10 protein-coding genes are annotated in these 19560 nt (G+C 64.6%); 4 read left to right on the top strand and 6 right to left on the bottom strand.

The window, feature by feature from the left end; translation table 11 throughout:
• Nucleotides 1–35: 35 nt before the first annotated feature.
• The 6 genes from glgX to ACEN42_RS22500 form a co-directional block, all read right to left on the bottom strand.
• The gene (gene glgX, locus ACEN42_RS22525) at nucleotides 36–2261 is read right to left on the bottom strand and encodes a glycogen debranching protein GlgX (RefSeq protein WP_371881545.1); all 2226 of its coding nucleotides are present in this window, start codon (nucleotides 2259–2261) and stop codon (nucleotides 36–38) included.
• An 809-nt stretch (nucleotides 2262–3070) separates the two neighbouring features.
• Nucleotides 3071–5296, bottom strand: a complete 2226-nt coding sequence (gene glgB / locus ACEN42_RS22520) for a 1,4-alpha-glucan branching protein GlgB (protein WP_371881544.1) — start codon at nucleotides 5294–5296, stop codon at nucleotides 3071–3073.
• Nucleotides 5283–8669: a maltose alpha-D-glucosyltransferase gene (gene treS, locus ACEN42_RS22515; protein WP_238214850.1), complete on the bottom strand. Its 3387-nt coding sequence runs from the start codon at nucleotides 8667–8669 to the stop codon at nucleotides 5283–5285. The genes glgB and treS overlap by 14 nt, the downstream gene beginning before the upstream one ends.
• A gap of 94 nt (nucleotides 8670–8763) precedes the next feature.
• A complete protein-coding gene (locus ACEN42_RS22510) occupies nucleotides 8764–12168 on the bottom strand; it encodes a maltotransferase domain-containing protein (RefSeq protein ID WP_371881543.1) in 3405 nt (1134 codons plus the stop codon).
• Between the two features lie 390 nt (nucleotides 12169–12558).
• On the bottom strand, nucleotides 12559–14214 hold the full coding sequence (glgA, locus tag ACEN42_RS22505) for a glycogen synthase GlgA (RefSeq protein ID WP_371881542.1): 1656 nt from the start codon (nucleotides 14212–14214) through the stop codon (nucleotides 12559–12561).
• 274 nt (nucleotides 14215–14488) lie between these two features.
• A complete protein-coding gene (locus ACEN42_RS22500; RefSeq protein WP_371881541.1) occupies nucleotides 14489–15145 on the bottom strand; it encodes a DUF1345 domain-containing protein in 657 nt (218 codons plus the stop codon).
• Between the two features lie 85 nt (nucleotides 15146–15230).
• Here ACEN42_RS22500 and ACEN42_RS22495 point away from each other — a divergent pair, with 85 nt between their 5' ends.
• From ACEN42_RS22495 to ACEN42_RS22480, 4 genes are all read left to right on the top strand, one after another.
• Nucleotides 15231–15722 carry a sugar dehydrogenase complex small subunit gene (locus tag ACEN42_RS22495; protein ID WP_371881540.1) on the top strand — a complete coding sequence of 164 codons (492 nt, stop codon included), beginning with the start codon at nucleotides 15231–15233 and terminating at the stop codon, nucleotides 15720–15722.
• Nucleotides 15723–15764: 42 nt separating this feature from the next.
• Nucleotides 15765–17360, top strand: coding sequence for a GMC family oxidoreductase (locus ACEN42_RS22490; protein WP_371881539.1), 1596 nt, complete (start codon nucleotides 15765–15767; stop codon nucleotides 17358–17360).
• Nucleotides 17357–18586 carry a cytochrome c gene (locus ACEN42_RS22485; protein WP_371881538.1) on the top strand — a complete coding sequence of 410 codons (1230 nt, stop codon included), beginning with the start codon at nucleotides 17357–17359 and terminating at the stop codon, nucleotides 18584–18586. The genes ACEN42_RS22490 and ACEN42_RS22485 overlap by 4 nt, the downstream gene beginning before the upstream one ends.
• A 153-nt stretch (nucleotides 18587–18739) precedes the next feature.
• The gene (locus tag ACEN42_RS22480; protein WP_187605548.1) at nucleotides 18740–19477 is read left to right on the top strand and encodes a metallophosphoesterase; all 738 of its coding nucleotides are present in this window, start codon (nucleotides 18740–18742) and stop codon (nucleotides 19475–19477) included.
• Nucleotides 19478–19560: the final 83 nt, after the last annotated feature.

The raw sequence follows: 19560 nt of genomic DNA, 5'->3' as shown, positions 1-19560 counted from the left end.
TTTCCTGCCTGTATTGCTGCGATGGACTGCGAGTGTCAGTGGGGCGAATCGGTTTCAGGCTCACGATGCGACGCAATCGTGCCGGGATCGGGCGGCAGCGCCGTCAGAAGGCGCGGGCCCTGATGCGCGCCCGCCATCCAGATCGCCTGCCAGTCCGCCTCGCCGGTCGGCTCGGCCAGCATCACCACGATGCTGTGCGGCGCCAGTTCCACTTCGCTGCCGACGAGCGGCCGCGTCACGGAGTCGGGCTCCGCGCTATCAAGGAGCACGTTCCATTCCAAGTGCGGCGCGGGCGGCGTGAACACGAGCGCCTGCGACGATGCATTGAACATGATGAGCAGCACATCGATTTCGCCGTCGATGCCCGGGCCGGCGCGCCGCAGCGTGAGCGCGCGGCCTTCGGGGTCCTGCCATGCTTCGATCGCGAGCGCGTTGCCGCGTTCATCGAACCAGCTCACATCGTAGAGTCCCGGCAGCACTTCGCGGTCGCCGTAAAGGAAGCGCGTTTCGCGCAGCACCGGGTAGTTTTTGCGCAGTGCAATAACCCTTGCGACGAACGCCGTCATCTCGACGCCTTGCGGGCTCTGCGCCGCGTCCCAGTCGAGCCAGGAAATCTCGTTGTCCTGGCAATAGGCGTTGTTGTTGCCCTGCTGGGTGCGGCCGAATTCGTCGCCGGCGAGCAGCATCGGCGTGCCGAGCGAGAGCAGTGTCGTCGCGGCCATCGAGCGGGCGAGACGTGCGCGCACTTCGAGAATCGCGGGATCGTCGGTGGGGCCTTCGACGCCCCAGTTCGCGCTGCAGTTTTCGTTGTGGCCGTCGTTGTTGCCTTCCTGATTCGCTTCGTTGTGCTTGTGCGAATAGGCGGTGACATCGGCGAGCGTGAAACCGTCATGCGACGCGACGAAGTTCACCGACGCCCACGGTTTCCTGAAGCGGCGATTGAAGAGTTCCGCGGAGCCGGTGAGGCGCGCGGCCAGATCGGGGCGCATGCCGGAATCGCCGCGCCAGAAACGTCGCACGCCATCGCGATACTTGTCGTTCCACTCGGCGAATCCCGGCGGATGATTGCCGACCTGATAGCCGTCGGGCCCGATGTCCCACGGCTCGGAGATGAGCTTGCGCGTGGAGAGCACCGGGTCCTGGCGAACCGCGTCGAAGAAGCCCGAGCCCGGATCGAAGCCGTGTCCTTCGCGGCCGAGCGTCACGCCGAGATCGAAACGGAAGCCGTCGATGTTGAACGCGGTGCTCCAGTAGCGCAGCGAATCCATCACCATTTGCAGCACGCGCGGATGCGACAGGTTCAGCGTATTGCCGCAGCCGGTCTCGTTGATGTAATGGCGTTCGTCGCCGGGAATCAGGCGGTAATAGCTTGCGTTGTCGAGGCCGCGCCACGAGACGGTGGGCCCGAGTTCGTTGCCTTCGCAGGTGTGGTTGTAGACGACATCGAGAAACACTTCGATGCCCGCCGCGTGCAACTGGCGCACGGCGATGCGCATTTCGTTCAGACGATGCGTCGAGAGATACGAAGGCTCGGGCGCGAAGAACGCGGCGGTGTTGTAGCCCCAGTAGTTCTTGAGACTGCGCTCGACGAGAAAGCGGTCGTTCAGAAACGCGTGCACCGGCAGGAACTCGACGGCGGTGATGCCGAGCTTCTGCAAGTGCTCGATGAACCACGGCGACGACAGCGCCGCGAACGTTCCGCGTTCGTGCTGGCGGATGTCGTTGCGCATCATCGATGTGCCGCGCACGTGCGTTTCGTAGACGATGGTTTCGCCCCACGGCGTGTCGGGACGCACGTCGCGCGACCAGTCGAAGGCGTCGTCGGTGACGATGCACTTGGGCATCGCGGGTGCGGAGTCGCGGCGATCCATCGACATGTCGAGCCGGTTCGAATGCACGCGATAGCCGAAGAGCGCGTCCGACCAGCGCCACGGACCGACGAGCTTTTTGGCGTAGGGGTCGAGCAGCAGCTTGTGCGGATTGAAGCGATGCCCCTGTTGCGGCTGATACGGGCCGTGCGCGCGGAAACCGTAGACGGTGCCGGGATGCGCACCGGGGAGATAGCCGTGCCAGATTTCATCGGTGCACTCGGGCAGATCGAAACGCATCAGTTCCTTGCGGCCGGTGCTGTCGAAGAGACAGACCTCGATGCGGTGCGCGTTCGATGAAAATACCGCGAAGTTGACGCCCAGACCGTCCCAGTTGGCTCCGAGCGGGTAGGGTGCGCCCGGGAGCAACTTGTCGGGGAGTGCATTTGCCATGTGGGCGGTCCTTTGGTTTTTTGCCTTTCTTGGCGGTTCGGTAAGTTTATGCCTTTGTTTCGGGTGCGGTTTTGGGTTGTTGAGGGGTTATTTGCTGCGGTTGTTTGTCTGTGCGGTAACGCGCTTTTGGGTTCTGGCTTGTTGTCGTGGAATCCTGTGTTCGTGTCGGTCTATTAGCACTGCCCCTCCCCGGGGCGGGGGTCACTTTCTTTGCTGCTGCAAAGAAAGTAACCAAAGAAAGCAGCTTGTTTAGGCCCGCGGTCACACGCACGTTGGCCATGCTTGCCAGGCGCCCGTGGCACTCGCCTAAGTGTCGCCCTCGAAGGACCAACCGGGCTTGGCTCGCGCACGGTCTGACACATCGCACCACAGAACAAATTGGTTCAGCACCAAATGGCTCCGGCCCGCTTCGCGGCCGACCGGTCAATCGGGTCGGCGCGTGCTTCTTTGCAAACACCGCCATCTCAATGCACTGCACATGTTCTCCGTTGGTTTCCCTTGCGGACCCAACGGCAGCGCGTAGCGCAGTGCCGAAGCTCTTTGGTGCTGAACCAGCGCGCTATAACTTATAGCGCGTCAGACCGTGCGCGAGCCAAGCCCGACTGGGCCTTCGAGGGCGACACTTAGGCGAGTGCCACCGCGGGCTGGCAAGCATGATCAACGTGCGTGTGACTGTGGGCGGTGAGAAGCTGCTTTCTTTGGTTACTTTCTTTGCAGCAGCAAAGAAAGTGACCCCCGCCCCGGGGAGGGGCAGTGCTAATAGACCGACGCGAAACCAGGATTCCACGAAAGCCCCGCGCAAAAAACCCTCAATCCGCTCGCAAAACAATCGTCGCCAACGGCGGCAAGGTCAACGCCGCCGACTGTTCCTTCCCATGACTCGGATAGTCATCCGAATGAATGACCCCGCCGTTCCCGGTATTCGATCCGCCATAAATAGCAGCATCCGAATTGAAGACCTCACTCCAACGCCCGCGCCGCGGCAATCCAATCCGATAAGCCAGCCGAGGCACCGGCGTCATATTGCACACGACGACAAGATCACGTCCTTCGGCATCCGTACGCCGATACGCATACACGCTGTTCGCATTGTCATCGCCGACGATCCACTCGAATCCGCGCGCATCGCTGTCCAGCTTGTGCAACGCAGGCTCGCTCGTATAGAGATGATTCAAATCGCGCACGAGCTTCTGCAAACCGCCATGCAGCGAATCGTCGAGCAGATGCCAATGCGGAGATTCATCGTGATTGAACTCCGCGAACTGCCCGAATTCGCCGCCCATGAACAAAAGCTTCTTGCCCGGATGCGTCCACATGAAGCCGAAATACGCGCGCAGATTGGCGAACTTCTGCCACCGGTCGCCCGGCATCTTGTTGATGAGCGACCCCTTGCCGTGCACCACTTCATCATGCGACAAGGGCAGCACGAAGCGCTCGGAATACGCATACACCATCCCGAACGTATAGAGATGATGGTGATACTGCCGATAAACCGGATCCTCCTGCATGTAATGCAGCGTGTCGTGCATCCAGCCCATGTTCCACTTGAAGTCGAAGCCGAGGCCGCCGCTCTCGACATTCGCCGTCACGCCCGGCCATGCCGTCGATTCCTCCGCCACCGTGATCGCGCCCGGAATCTGCCGCACTTCATGATTCAGCCGCTTCAAAAACGCGATCGATTCGAGATTCTCGCGCCCGCCGTAAATGTTCGGCACCCACTCGCCCGCCTTGCGCGAATAGTCGCGATACAGCATCGACGCAACCGCATCGACGCGCAATCCGTCGATGTGATAGCGCTTCAGCCACGCAAGCCCCGACGCAATCAGGAACGCGCTCACCTCGTTGCGGCCGAGGTTGTAGATCATCGTGTTCCAGTCCTGGTGATACCCTTCGCGCGGGTCCGCATGTTCGTAGAGCGGCGTGCCGTCGAACTGCACGAGGCCGTGCGCGTCGTTCGGAAAATGCGCCGGCACCCAGTCGATGATCACGCCGAGCCCCGCCTCGTGCGCGCGGTTCACGAACTCCGCGAACTGCTCCGGCGTGCCGAAGCGCGCGGACGGCGCGAACTGCCCGAGCGGCTGATAACCCCATGAGCCGCCGAACGGATGTTCCGCGATCGGCATGAATTCGAGGTGCGTGAAGCCCATGCCCTTCGCATACGGAATCAGGCGCTCGGCAAGCTCGTGCCAGTTCATGCCGCGATTGGCTTCCTCCGGCACGCGCAGCCACGATTCGGCGTGCGCCTCGTAAATGGTGATCGGCGATTGCGGCGTCTGCTTGCCGCCGCGCGTGCTCATCCAGTCGGCATCGGTCCATGCGTAGTGATCGATCGCATCCGCATCCGCGACGACCGATGCCGTCGACGGCGGCTTCTCGCTCTGCATCGCACAGGGATCGGCCTTCAGCGGCAGCGTGTGGCCGTCGCGCGTGACGATCTCGTACTTGTAGCGCGTGCCCGCGCCGATGCCCGGAATGAACAGCTCCCACACGCCCGCGCCGTGACGCAGGCGCATCGGATGACGCCGTCCATCCCATGTGTTGAAGTCGCCGACCACGGATACGCGCCGCGCATTCGGCGCCCACACCGCGAAGCGCACGCCCGCGACATTGCCGTGCGTGACCGGCCGCGAGCCGAGGCATTCGAGCACCGCATACGGGTCCGCCTGCGAGAGGCGATCGAGCCATTCATCGGACAACACGGGGCCGAACGCGTACGTGTCGTGCGTCTCTTGCGGCGTGCCGTGCCAGTCGACCTGCAGGCGATACGCCGTCGGCCGTTCGACGAAGCCCGCGTAGAGACCTGCATCGTGGATGCGCGCGAGCGAGCCGATGTGCTCGCCGTTGCCCGAGTCCGTGACGCTCACCGACGATGCGCCCGGCAGGAACACGCGCACGACATGTCCCCGATCGGTTTCATGCAGGCCGAGCATCGAGAACGGGTCGGGATGCCTTGCCTCGACGAGCGCGTCGATGTCGAGCGGATTGAGTCCGTGCGCGGGATTTCTGGAATCCGCCGGATCGCTACGATTGTTCATGGTGGGTTCCATCCGGATTGTCCTTGGTTGCTCCGAATACGGGTCGCGTGCCCGGAGCGGGCGGCTCGCCCGTGTCTCCCAGCAAGCGGCTCGCGAGCGACGCGAGACCCCGCAACGGAAGGCCGATCCAGGTCGGCCGGTTCGCTGCTTCGTAGCGGATTTCGTAGGCGGCCTTTTCGATCAGGAAGAGATCGAGCAACGGTTCGAATACGTCTTCGGCCGCGATCGTTTCAGGCGACGATGCGATCGCCGCCATGTACTCCCGCAAGAAGCTCTCCTCGGCGAAGGCGCGCAACCGTTCGAACAGCGCGCGCTTGCGATCCGCGGTCTGGGCGGGCGCGTTCTCGGTCGTCGATTGCGCGGCCGCGCTCGCATACGACAGCGAACGCAACAGTCCCGCGACGTCGCGCAGCGGGCTCGTCTTCCTGCGGCGCTCCTCGAGCGCGCGCGCAGGTTCGCCTTCGAAGTCGATCAGATACGCATCGCCCTGCGCCATCAGCACCTGGCCCAGATGGAAATCGCCGTGGATGCGGATGCACAGCGCATCGGCGCCGGCCGCGACGAGTTTCTTCACGGCATCGACGAGCAGCGCGCGGCGATCGAGCAGGCTCTGCGCGAGGAAACGGTCGTGCTCGTTGAACTCGCCGATTTTCTGCGCAAGGATATCGAGCGCCGATTCGAGCAGCTTCAGCGTGCCGTCGATCCAGCCCTTCACGTCCTCGGGCGTCGCGCGTTGCGGCGCGAAGGCTTCGTCTTCGGTCGGCGATGCGAGCGCGACATGCAGCTCGCCCAGCCGCTTGCCGATCACGCCCGCGATGTTGCCGTAGCCCGAGAAGCCTTCGGTTTGCGCATCGCGCTCCGCCGTGTGTTCTTCCGATTCCACCACGACCGCGAGTTCATCGACGGTGCGGCGCAGATAGTCGAGCGCGTAGTTCCACGCATCACCCTGATTGTCGATGAAGCCCTGCAAAATGACGAGCGTATGCGGCACGCCCTGCGGATCGACACGCACCACTTCGCCATAGAGCGGGCCGGTGTTCGCATAGCCGAGCTTCGTCAGATAGCGGCTCATCTCCGCTTCGGGATGAATGCCGCCGACAACACGCCGCACGAGCTTCAGCACGACCTTGTCGCCGATCACGAGCGAGCTGTTGCTCTGCTCGGCCGCGAGCCAGCGGATCTCGGGCAGATCGGTGGGATAGTAGTTGAGCTCGTTGAGGCGCTCGGTCGGAATGAAACGGATCTCGCTCTTCTGCACCGTCGGCACGACCGCGCGTTCCTTCAGCTTGCGCATCACGCCGTAGGTGAATTGCGGCACCGAGAACGCATCGGTCAGATGCCCGATGTTGCGGTTGCGGCGCACGCGCGCCAGCGCGAGCTGCATGTAGAGCGGCGATGTCGTCTCCGTGCCCCACGCGATGGAAAGCGGCAGCACGTAGCGCTCGCAATGATCCCCGACATCGGCTTCGATTTCCGTGAACGCGAAGCCCGCGCCTTCGATCGTCGTCAGCGCGGCGAGGCGCACGCCATGCAGTTTCTGATCCTTCGACGCGAACCAGCGGCGCTTGCTCAGGTAATTCGGCAGCACTTCCGATTCGAGCAGGCGCACGTTCTCGGGCGTCGGGCCGGTCTGTCCCGCGCGGATCACCATCGTCACGAATTCGGGCAACTGCTCTGACGGCGCCTGCGCCCACGCCGGACGCAGGTTGCCCGGGCAAAGCTGGAACCACAGGAAGCCGTAGGGCGGGAACGTCAGCAAATACGTGAGCTTGCCGATGGCCGGGAACGGCGAATCGGCGGTCATTTCGAGCGGCACCGAGCCATCGAATTCCGACAGGTCGAGCTCCACCGCCTGCGGCGCGCGCGACAGATTCGCGACGCACAGAATCGGCGGCTCGCCTTCGAGCTCGCGCAAATAAGCAAGGATCTTGCGATTCGCAGGCCGCAGGAAGCGGATCGTGCCGCGTCCGAACGCGTGCTTCGAGCGGCGCACCGCAAGCATCTTGCGCGTCCAGTTCAGCAGCGAATGCGGATCGCGGCTCTGCGATTCGACGTTCACCGCGTCATAGCCGTAGAGCGAGCCCATCACCGGCGGCAATACGAGTTGCTCGGGATCGGCGCGCGAAAAACCGCCATTGCGATCGGACGACCATTGCATCGGCGTGCGCACGCCGTCGCGATCGCCCAGGTGGATGTTGTCGCCCATGCCGAGCTCGTCGCCGTAATAGATGACGGGCGTGCCGGGCATCGACAGCAGCAGCGAGTTGATCAGTTCGATGCGGCGGCGATCGCGTTCCATGAGCGGCGCGAGACGCCGGCGAATGCCGAGGTTCAGGCGCGCGCGGCGATCGCTCGCATACGTGTTCCACAGATAGTCGCGCTCGGAGTCCGTGACCATTTCGAGCGTGAGCTCGTCGTGGTTGCGCAGGAAGATCGCCCATTGATTCGTGGTGCCGAGATCGGGCGTCTGACGCATGATGTCGGTGATCGGAAAGCGGTCCTCGCTCGCGATCGACATGTAGATGCGCGGCATCAGCGGGAAGTGGAACGCCATGTGGCATTCGTCCTCGTCGCCGAAATATTCCTTCACGTCTTCCGGCCACTGGTTCGCTTCCGCGAGCAGCATGCGGTTCGGATACTCCGCATCGATGGTCGCGCGAATCTTCTTCAGGATGTCGTGCGTTTCGGGCAGGTTCTCGTTGTTCGTGCCTTCGCGCTCGACGAGATAGGGCACCGCATCCAGCCGCAGCCCGTCGATGCCCATGTCGAGCCAGAAGCGCATCACGGAGAGCACTTCCTTCAGGACCGCGGGATTGTCGAAGTTCAGGTCGGGCTGGTGCGCATAGAAGCGATGCCAATAGTACTGGCCCGCGACCGGATCGTGCGTCCAGTTCGAAGGCTCCGAGTCGATGAAGATGATGCGCGTCTCTTCATACTTCTTGTCCGTATCGGACCACACGTAGTAGTTGCGATGATTCGAGCCCGGCTTCGCATGGCGCGCGCGCTGAAACCACGGATGCTGGTCCGACGTGTGATTGATGACGAGCTCGGTGATCACGCGGATGCCGCGCGCGTGCGCTTCCTGGATGAAGCGCTTGACGTCCGCGATCGTGCCGTAGTCCGGATGCACGTTGCGGTAATCGGCGATGTCGTAGCCGTCGTCGCGCCGTGGCGACGGATAGAACGGCAGCAGCCAGATCGTATCGACGCCCAGTTCCGCGATGTAGTCGAGCTTCGCGAGCAGGCCGGGGAAATCGCCGATGCCGTCGTTGTTCGCATCGAAGAAAGACTTGATGTGAACCTGATAGATGATCGCGTCCTTGTACCAGAGCGGATCGTCGCTGAGAATCGAGGCCTTCTTGTTGCGCTTCACCCTTGTATCCACGGTTTCGCTCCAATGTCCTTATGGGCTGAATGCATCGCTATTCGCCCTTGTTATTCGTGTGCTCTCGTTCGCTGCTGAGAATTCATCCTTCGTTGTCCGGCTGCGGCTTCGGCAAGCCCCATGTCGGTGAAATGCGCCAGATCGCGAACGGCAGCGAATGCGGATCGAGCCGCACGTGCTGACGCCGTCCGCGCCATTCGAATCGTTCGCCCGTCACCTGATCCTCGACCGCGAGCGCATCGCCTTCGTGCACGCCCCAGCGTTCGAGCGTCTGCCATGGCAACTCGATATCCGCGCCTTGCTCGTTGAACGGATCGAGATTGATCGCGACGAGCACGACGTTGTCCCGCGATGCGTTCGCCTTCTCGAAGAACAGAATGTGATCGTTATGCGCGGGCAGGAAGTTCACGCCGAGATGCGTCTGCAACGCGGGATTCGCGCGGCGGATGCGATTGAGCGCGGTGATCTCGGTCACGATGTTGCCGGGACGATTCCAGTCCCACGCCCTGATTTCATACTTCTCGGAGTCGAGATACTCCTCGCTGTTCGGCAGCGCGGCGGACTCGCACAGTTCGCAGCCGCTGTACACGCCCCACAAGCCCGATAAGGTCGCCGCCAGCGCCGCGCGAATCACGAAGCCCGGACGCCCGGAGCTTTGCAGAAAGCGCGGATTGATGTCCGGCGTATTCACGAAGAAGTTCGGGCGGAAGAATTCCTTCGCGTCGGTCTGCGTGAGATCGTGCATGTAGTCGATGAAATCGCGCTTGCTCTCGCGCCACGTGAAGTACGTGTACGACTGCGAGAAGCCGAGCTTGGCGAGACGATTCATCACGCGCGGCCGCGTGAACGCTTCGGAGAGGAAGATCACGTCGGGATGGCGCGCGCGCACGTCGCCGATCACCCATTCCCAGAACGGGAACGGCTTCGTATGCGGATTGTCGACGCGGAAGATGCGCACGCCCGCCGCGATCCAGTGCAGGAACACATCGCGCAACCCGATCCATAGATCGGGCTTCGCGTCCTGCGCATAGAAGTCCGGATTCACGATGTCCTGATACTTCTTCGGCGGATTCTCGGCATAACGCAAAGTGCCGTCGGGACGCCATGCGAACCACGTCGGATGTTCCTTGAGCCACGGATGATCGGGCGAGCATTGCACCGCGAAGTCGAGCGCGATCTCGAGTCCATGTTCATGCGCGGCTTCGAGCATGCGCTTGAAGTCGTCGAGATTGCCGAGCTCCGGATGCACGGCGGTATGTCCGCCTTCCTTGCCGCCGATCGCATACGGGCTGCCGACATCGCCCGGACCTGCCGTCAGCGTGTTGTTCTTGCCCTTGCGATTCGCGACGCCGATCGGATGGATCGGCGGGAAATAGAGCACGTCGAAACCCATTTCGCGGATACGCGGCAGCTTGCCGATCACGTCGATGAACGTGCCGTGACGATTTACGTCGTCGCTCATAGAACGCGGGAAGATCTCGTACCAGCTCGCGAAGCGCGCGGCGGCGCGTTCCGCATCGACGCGATACACGACCGGATCGCGCGACAGGAACGGACGATGGCGCGCCGCTGCAATGGCCTTCGCGGTGGCGGGCGCAAGCGTGAGTTCGAGCTTGCGCGCGTCGTCGGCCTTCGTGAACTCCTTCACGATCGCATCGAGCGGGGCGCTGTCGCTGTCGGGATCGTCGGCGGTCTTGACTTCGGCCAGGATCAGCGCGAACAGATGCTTCGCTTCCTCGACTTCGAGTTCGACGGTCTGCCCGGCCTTCAGCTTCTTCTGCATGTGATCGACGAGCGACGCGAAATCGTCGCGCCACGCCATCACGACGAACTCGTGGCGGCCCACGCGTTCGAGCGGAATGCGCGTGCTCCACAAGTCGAGGCCGGCGGGCTGCACGGCGCGCATCGGCGCTTCGTGCCAGTCGGTTTCGTCGGCGGCGCGCCATTGCACGGCAGCGGCGATCTTGTCGTGGCCTTCCGCGAAGATCGCGGCCTGAATCTCCACCGCTTCGCCGACGATGCGCTTCGCCGGAAAGCGGCCATGATCGACCGAAGGCGTCACGCTTTCGATCGACACGCGCGGCGCGGCGATCGCCTCGGTCACCGCCTTCTTGTCGGCGGTCTTCGCGCCGCGTTTCACCTGCGGCTGCGCGAGCAGGATGAAGGGCTCGGCCTCGGCGCGGAAGAGCCGCACTTCGCCCGCCTTCAACGTGAAGGGCGCGAGACGTTCGGCCTTCCCCATTGAATCGTCGATAAGCGCGAAGCGCGTGTAATTGCCCGGCACCGATTCGAGCAGATGCAGCGTATCGACATGCACGGGCGCGACGAGATCGGGATTGATCACGGCGAGCACGGCGTCGTTGCTGTGGCGCAGATCGCCGCCATCCGCGCGGATCAGCGCCGCGTACGGCGTGCCCGCGCCCGTCAGCGCCCGCAGTTCGCCGACGCTCGACAGCGTGGCGACGTTGCGCTGCAAGTCGTTCGCACGTTTGACGCGCGCTGTGAGATCGATGCGCTTCTCGTTCTTCGCACGTTCGTATTCGGCGGCGACGCCGTATTGCGGCGACATCGGCAGGCCGACGCCATACTCGAATCCCATCGGCACCATGATGCCGGTGCCGAGCGCGGCGGCGGTGTCGAGCACGCGCGTGTAGGCGCGTTCGACGAGCGCGGTGTCGCTCGTGTCGGAGAGATCGCTGATGAGCCGCGCGCCGAACGGGTCTTCGGGAAACGTGATGGGCGATGCGATGCGCGACAGCGCCGCGTGCTCGTCGAAGAGCCACGCACTCTTGAAGTCCCACCAGCGCGTCGATGCGAACACGGCGTCGAAGGCGGCGTCGGCGAGACCATGCAGATCATGGCGCGTGACGCCGACGGTCCATGCGAGCCAGCGCGTCTCGGGATGCTTCTCGCGCACGGCCGCGCCGAGCCTGCGCCACACGTGCGCGGGCACCGCATGGGGCGAATCGAAGCGAAAGCCGCCGATGCCCGCGTCGGCGAGCAGGTTCAGCTCGCGCGCCCACCATTCGGTCAGATGATGCGCGGACTCGCCATCGGCGAAGTTCGCCCAGGCGACATCGCGCTGACGCGGCGGCTTGCGCGGATCGAGCCGCGCATCGGCGCTCTCGAAGGGCTGGAACCAGTGTTTGTTCTCCTGATAGAGCCCGCCTTCCGCACTCACGCGATCGATCACGACATCGACGAGCAGCGTGAGCTTGTGTTTCTTCGCGGCGTCGGCGAGCTGGCGCAGGCCATCGGATGCGCTCGCATCGGATTCGAAAACAGGATGCAGCCGATGATGATCCGCGACAGCTTCGCGGTGCCCGTTGCTGCCGGGCACGAACGGCGAGCCGATCAGGACGTGATCGAAGCCGAGCGCGGCCGCGTGTCTGAACTGGTCGGGCCAGTTGGCGAGCGGGCCGACGAGCAGGGGATCGATGAAGTAAATACGCGGCGCGTACGCATGATGAGCTTGATGGTTTTCCATCGTTCGTCTTTTCCAGAGTCGTCCTGCGGTGGCGGGGATGCGGGCATCAATCGCGATCACGCTCACGGGCCAAACTGCTGAAGAGCCGGTCCGCACATACGGAATCGCGCGGCGCTCAGGCGGAACTCAGATTACACCCTGGCGCCGCGTGAATCGACGCCTGCCTGGCCGCGTATCGCGATGCACCGTGCATCGAGCGCTGGCCGCGCTCACGGTGGGCGCCACGATCCCAAGTGATTTCCTTCGGAGCATTCCCTTCGATCGTTCTTGAAGGGACTTCCTTCGGTCGTCGCACGGGGCGAGGCAGCACGTTGCGTGCCGCGCCCCTTGCGAATGCCCGGTTCGGCTTTGCATCAAGGCACTACTATGGAGCAACTGCGCCGCCCATGCTCATGCGGTGCGCGCAAGCGAACGCGCATCCTGCGCGTGGGTCTGCGCGGGTGCCTGCATGACGTCCGGAACACGGCGCGCACGCAATGTCGACCGGCTCGGACGCGCGTCGCTCAGGCCGACGTACAGTGCGACCATCGTCGTCACGGCTTCGTTCCATCCGAAATCGCAGGACATCGCGTTGCGCTGCAGCGCGCGCCACACTTGCGGACGCATGTAGGCATCGAGGGCGCGGCTCGCGGCGTCGATGACATCGGCGGCGCGTTCGCCATCGAAGAGAAAGCCCGTGGGCGCGTGCGAGGCGCGCGGCGCGGGGATCGACGCGATCGGCATGTCGTGCGTGCCGTCGCGCAGATACGCCGATGGACGCAGCACGTCGCGCACGCCATGCGCCGCGTTTTGCGTTGCATCGACGATCGTGTCGGCGAGGCCGCCCACGCGCGACGCGATCGGCAACGTGCCGTAGCGCATCGCATACATCTGCGTCAGGCCGCACGGCTCGAAGCGGCTGCCGTGCAGCAGAAGATCCGCGCCCGCGTGCAGTGCATGCGCGCGCCGTTCGTCATATCCGATATACACGCCCACGCGATCCGGCCATTCCTGCGCCAGTTTTCTGAAGCCCGCCTCGATATACGCTTCGCCCTTGCCGATCACCGCGAGTTGCAGTCGCGGATGTTTTTCGAGCAGCCGGGGCAGCGCCTCGACCACGACATCGGCGAGCTTTTGACCGGTCATGCGGCTGCCGATCGCCATGAGCGGCGCGAACGGATCGACGGGCAGGCCAAACTTGCGTTGCAGCGCGCGCTTGCAGGCGTGCTTGCCGCGCATGTCGTCGAATGAATAGTTGCGTTCGATGAGCGGATCGGCGGCGGGATCCCACGTTGCTTCGTCGATGCCATTCACCACGCCCAGCAATTTGTCCGCACAGCTTTGCAGCACGCCTTCCATCAGATGCCCGAAGCGCGGCGTGAGAATCTCGCGCGCATAGGTTTCGGAGACGGTCGTCACGCGATCGGCGTGCACGATGCCCGCTTTCATCAGACTCAGCGCGCCGTAGAACTCGATGCTCTGCGGATCGCTGAGCGCATGCACCAGCCATTTTTCCGGCACGCCGAGCGACGCACCAAGCGAGAGCGCGTAGTTGCCCTGGAATGCGAGATTGTGGATCGTGAATACGCTCTTCGCGTGCACGCCCGCGTGCTTCATCAGGAGCGGCGTGAGGCCCGTATGCCAGTCGTGCGCATGAACGATGTCCGGCTTCTTCACGCCGCGCACGCCTTCGGCGATCCTGACGGCGGCGGCCGAGAGCGTCGCGAAGCGGATCGCGTTGTCCGGATAGTCGCGGCCCTGCGCGTCCTGATAGAGACCGGTGCGCGCATAGAGCGCGTCACAGCGCAGCAGCAACACGGGCACGCCGGTGTCGGGCATACGGCCGCGCAACAGCGCCGCATCGCCGCCGGGCAGGCCTGTGAGCGTGCCGACCTTGCTCAGACCTTCCGCCTGAGCGATCGCGTTCGGGTAGGCGGGGAGCAGGATGGTGGCATCGACGCCGGCTTCGCGCAGCGCGGCGGCGTAGGCGCTGACCATGTCGCCGAGTCCGCCGGTCTTGGCGAGCGGCACGGCTTCGGAGGCGACCAGCAGAACGTTCAAAGGCAAAATGGGGCTCCTGAGCAAGAGGAACGTGCGGGCGAAAAGCCGCGCATGCGAGCGCTGATCGGGGTTTCGTCGGAACTGACTGGCGCAGTGCAGCAATCGGTGTGCCACGAGACCGATTGCGGGTACGGTGCAGCCCGTCCATGTGCGCCGATGGCACCAAAAGAGCGCCGGCGAAACGGCACGAACGTGCCGCGTGTAAAACTGACAGCGGCGCGCGCCGCGTTTTTACACGGCGTATCCGACGAGCTTATGGAGCGCGCGTGACAGCGTCGTTTCAGCCGCCGACCATGCTCGCGGCGATGTTGATCGAGAGCCCGAGCACCGCGAGATTGAAGAAGAACGACAGCACCGCCTGCCCGAGCGCCGTGCGGCGCGCGGCTGTCGATGCGAGGGCGACGTCGGCGGTCTGGGACGCGACCGCGATCGTGAAGGAGAAGTAGAGGAAGTCCCAGTAATCGGGCTTCAGATGCCGGTCGGGAAACCTGAGCGCGGGATCGTTGTCCGGCGACTGATAGTAATGGCGCGCGTAGTGCAGCGTGAACATCGTCGGGATCAGGAACCAGGCGCCGAGCATCGTCGCGCCGGTCAGCACATAATGCAGCACCGCTCCGGCGCCCATGTTCTTCGCGGTCGATAACTCCATGACGATCGCCACGATGCTCGCGATCGCCGCGACGCTCACAACCATCAGGACGGTCGCGGCGTTCTCGTCCTCGCGTTCGGCGAGCGCCTGCACGTCGCTCTGGCGCGCGGTCGCCATCTTCAGCCAGATCAGCACGAGATAGAGCCACACTGCCGAGTCCCAGCCGATCAGCGCTCGCGCGGTCGGCCGCACGTGCGCCGGAACCAAAGCGGCGACGACGCAACCAACCAGAAGGCCGATCAGGGCGCGCGGCCGGTAGCGCAGTACGGGCGGGAGAATCTGCTTCATTTCGTTTTTATCCGCATGAGAGCCAGGCTTCGCTCGATGCCTGCGATTATTGCCCGGCCACCTTTCGGCAGCCTGAGGAAAGCGCATGAAAGCGTCTGAGCGCATGTCTTTCGTGATGCGGCGGAGTATCGTGGCGGGCGTGTGCGCCGCGTGGGCGTTGCCGCCGCTGCGCGCTCAACAGGCGCGCGCACCCGGATTCGATACGTTTCTCGCGGTATCGGCGCGACTCACCGGCCGCGCGAGCTTCGATCCGCTTCTGGCCGACCGCGTGCACGCCGCGCTCGCCCGCAACATTCCCGGATTCGCCGCGAAGATCGCCGCGCTGAATCAATGGATCGCGACGCACGGCGGCACGCCGACCGACATCATCACCGCCGCGCTCGAACCCACGCATCCCGAACTGGCGAAGACAGTCAGCGCGGTGATGCGTGCGTGGTATCTCGGCGTGGTCGGCGAGCCGCCGCATGTCGAGGTCGTTGCGTACGAACGCGCACTGATGTTCGATCCGGTCGGCGACATGCTCACGATTCCCTCATACTGCCGCGGCGAGCCGGCCGACTGGGCGCAGAAGCCCTAACAACCGGACCGCCGTATCACGACCAAGGACAAAGGCGCGCGCATGGCGGGTTCCACTTCGGCGGATGTGGTCGTCGTCGGGTCGGGCGTGGCGGGCAGTCTCGTCGCGTATCGGCTGGCGAGGGCGGGCGCGTCGGTGATCCTGCTCGAAGCCGGGCCGCGTCTCGCGCGCTGGCAGATCGTCGACAGCTTTCGCCGCGTGGCCGACAAGCGCGACCTGTGCGCGCCGTATCCGCTGTTGCGTCACGCGCCGCGCCCCGAGCCGATGAATCCCGGCGCGTATCTCATCGATCGCGGCGCGATGCCGTATCAGCCGCAATATCTGCGGCTCGTCGGCGGCACGACGTGGCATTGGGCCGGCGCCGCGTGGCGACTCTTGCCCGCCGATTTTCGCGTGAAGTCGCTATACGGCGTCGGGCGCGACTGGCCGTTTCCCTACGAGACGCTGGAGCCTTGGTACGGGCAGGCGGAAGCCGAGCTGGGCGTCGCGGGCCCGGACGTCGATCTCGGCTCGGCGCGCTCCACGCCGTATCCGATGAGCGCGCTGCCGCTTTCATGGATGGACCGGCGCGTGGCCGAGGTGCTCGGCGCGCAGTCGTTGCGCGTCGTGCCCGAGCCGATGGCGCGCAATAGCCGTCCGTACGATGCGCGCCCCGCGTGCTGCGGCAATAACAATTGCATGCCCATTTGCCCGATCGGCGCGCTATACCACGCCGCCACGCACGCCGACAAGGCCGAGCGCGCGGGCGCGACGCTGATCGCGCAGGCGGTCGCGTATCGCATCGAGGCGAACGATCGCGGAGACATCGTCGCGATTCACTGCAAGGACCCGAACGGCCAGAGCACGCGCGTGACCGGCAGGCGCTTCGTGATCGCGGCGAACGGCATCGAAACGCCGAAGCTGCTTTTGATGTCGGCGTCGGCGCGCTATCCGAAGGGCATCGCCAACGGCTCGGATCAGGTCGGGCGCAATCTGATGGATCATCCCGGCGCGAGCGTGAGCTTTCTCGCGAACGAGGCGCTGTGGCCGGGGCGCGGGCCGGTGGAAATGAGTTCGATCGTCGATTTTCGCGACGGCCCGTTTCGCGCGCAGCAGGCGGCGAAGAAGCTGCATCTGTCGAACGCCGCGCCGACGCTCGCCGTCACCTGGAATCTTGTCGGCCGAGGTCTGACGGGCGGCGAGCTCGACCGGCAGATCCGCGAGCAATGCGCGCGCAGGCTCACGTTCGGCAGCTTTCACGAGCAATTGCCATCGGGCGCGAATCGCGTGACGCTGTCGGCGCAAAAGGATGCGCTCGGCTTGCCGCGCCCGGAGATCGCCTATTCCATCGACGATTACGTGCGCAGGAGCGCCGCCGATACGCACGCGCAGTTCGAGCGCATCGCCGGCATGTTCGAGGGCACGGAAATCGAATACGACGATTCGCTCGGCGCGAGCAGCCACATCATGGGCACGGCGATCATGGGCCGCGATCCGAACGATGCGGTCGTCGATGCCGACTGCCGCGCGCACGATCATCCGAATCTTTTCATCGCCGGCAGCGCGGTGATGCCGGCGGGCGGGTCGGTCAACTGCACGCTGACGATCGCGGCGCTGTCGCTGCGACTCGCCGGTACGATCGAAATGTCGCTCCGATGAACGCGCGGCTCGCGTGCCTGATCGTCGTGCTGGCGTGTCTGCACGGCATCGCCAGGGCACAAACGAAAGCCGCTCAGGGCGAATATCTCGTGCGCGCGGGCGGCTGCATGAGCTGCCATACCGCCGATCCCGCGCGGCCTTTCGCGGGCGGCCGGCCGATCGCGACGCCGTTCGGCAACGTGTTCGCGCCGAACATCACGAGCGACCGGGAAACGGGCATCGGCGCATGGACCGACGCGCAATTCGTCCGCGCGATGCGCGAGGGCATCGGCCGCAACGGCGAGCGGCTTTATCCGGCGTTTCCGTACACCGCGTACACGCTGCTCTCCGACGCCGATCTGCTCGCGATGCGCGCCTGGCTTGCTACCGTGCCGCCCGTGCGCGCCGCAACGCCGCGCAACACACTCGCGTTTCCGTTCGACCAGCGCTGGCTGATGACGCTGTGGAATCTGTTCAACTTTTCGCCGGGGCGCTTCGTGCCCGATCCGTCGAAGAGCGCGGAGTGGAATCGCGGCGCGTATCTCGTCGAAGGGCTCGGGCATTGCGGCGAATGTCACACGCCACGCAACTGGCTCGGCGGATTGAATCGAAGCGAGCGGCTTGGCGGCGCAACCGTCGCGGGCTGGCAGGCGGGTAATCTCACACCGGACCGCGTTGCGGGCATCGGCGCATGGCGCGACGATGAACTGCTGCGCTTCCTGTCGACCGGCGCCGCGCCCGGCCGCGCCTATGCCATCGGACCGATGGCGGAAGTCGTGTCCACGAGCACGCAATTCCTGACGACCGCCGATCTGCGCGCGATGATCGCGTATATGCGCGCCGTGCCGCCCGTCGCGGTGAAGGACGCGCGCTCGCGCACGAGCTTCGGCCGGCCAGCCCGCACGGATATCACGGCGCTCGACACCGACGGCGCACGGCTCTATGCCGCCGCGTGCGCCAGTTGCCACGGCATCACGGGCGAGGGCAGCAAGCCGTTTCCCGCGCTCGTGCACGACGGCGTGACCGGCGCACTCGGCACAGCGACGACGAGCAATCTCGTCCTCGTGATCCTGCACGGCGTGAATCGTCAGACGCGCGATGCCTACGCGCAGATGCCCGCGTTCGCCGCGCAACTGACGGACGAGCAGATCGCCGCGTTGAGCAATTTCATAACGCGCCAGTTCGGCGATCCACGCGCGACGACCGATGCGAAAGCGGTCGCTCGGCTTCGCTTGATGACGCAATAAATACGGTTCCCGACAAGCACGTGCGGCAGCTTTTACGCGTGTTTCGGGCGCGCCGGTAACGCGATTGTAACGAGTGTGGATGCAGCTTGCGGACTGCTTGCAAAAGCGAGCCAGCACTCACATTCCGTCATTGAGCAGCGCTATCATGGGCGCATGAATGGTCCTACCTATCCTATCGTCTGCAGGCATCCTGCCAATGATATCGGCCGCGATTTCGTGGTCGGCGATCTGCATGGCTGCGTGGATGCGCTGCGCTATCTGTTGCGCGAAATCGGCTTCGATGGTGCGCGGGACCGGCTATTTTCCGTCGGCGATCTGGTCGATCGCGGCACGGACTCGCTCGCGGCCGTCGATCTCATCGACAAGCCGTGGTTTTATCCGGTGCTCGGCAATCACGAGGATTCGCTGATCTCCGTGGCGGCAGGCACGATGCGCCGTCAGTCGTGGTATGCGATCGGCGGCGCGTGGGCCGAAACGGTCCCCGACGATCAACTCGCCGCGCTCGCCGCGCGGCTCGCGAAGCTGCCACTCGTGCGCATCGTCGGTGAGGGTGAGCGGCGCTTCAACGTGCTGCACGCGGAGTTTTTCGGCAACGACGCCGAACTCGACGCCGGCGAGTTCCACGAAGACGTGCGCAGCCAGATTCTGTGGGGCCGCGGACTCGCGCTCGGTCACGCGGACCCGCAGCAGCAGCTCGGCCTGTCGCCGACCTACTGCGGCCATACGCCGACGCGCGCGGTGAAGCAGATCGGCTCGCAGATTTACATCGATACGTGCGCATTCGCGCCTGAAGGCCGGCTCACGATTGTTCAGGCCGGCACCGAGGAGCGCTGGTCCGTGAAGGAGCGCTGGGCCGCCTCCGAAGGCGCGCGCGAACTCGCGCTGCCCTGATTTTCCCTGCCTGCTCGCACGGGCGGCCGCTCCGGCACGCACGTTGCTCGCTGCATCGCCATGACTCGAACGACAATCAGGCG

Origin of the sequence: Caballeronia sp. S22 (genome assembly GCF_964261745.1) — a bacterium.
Lineage (GTDB): Bacteria > Pseudomonadota > Gammaproteobacteria > Burkholderiales > Burkholderiaceae > Caballeronia > Caballeronia jiangsuensis.
This window is presented reverse-complemented; position numbering and strand designations above follow the sequence as displayed.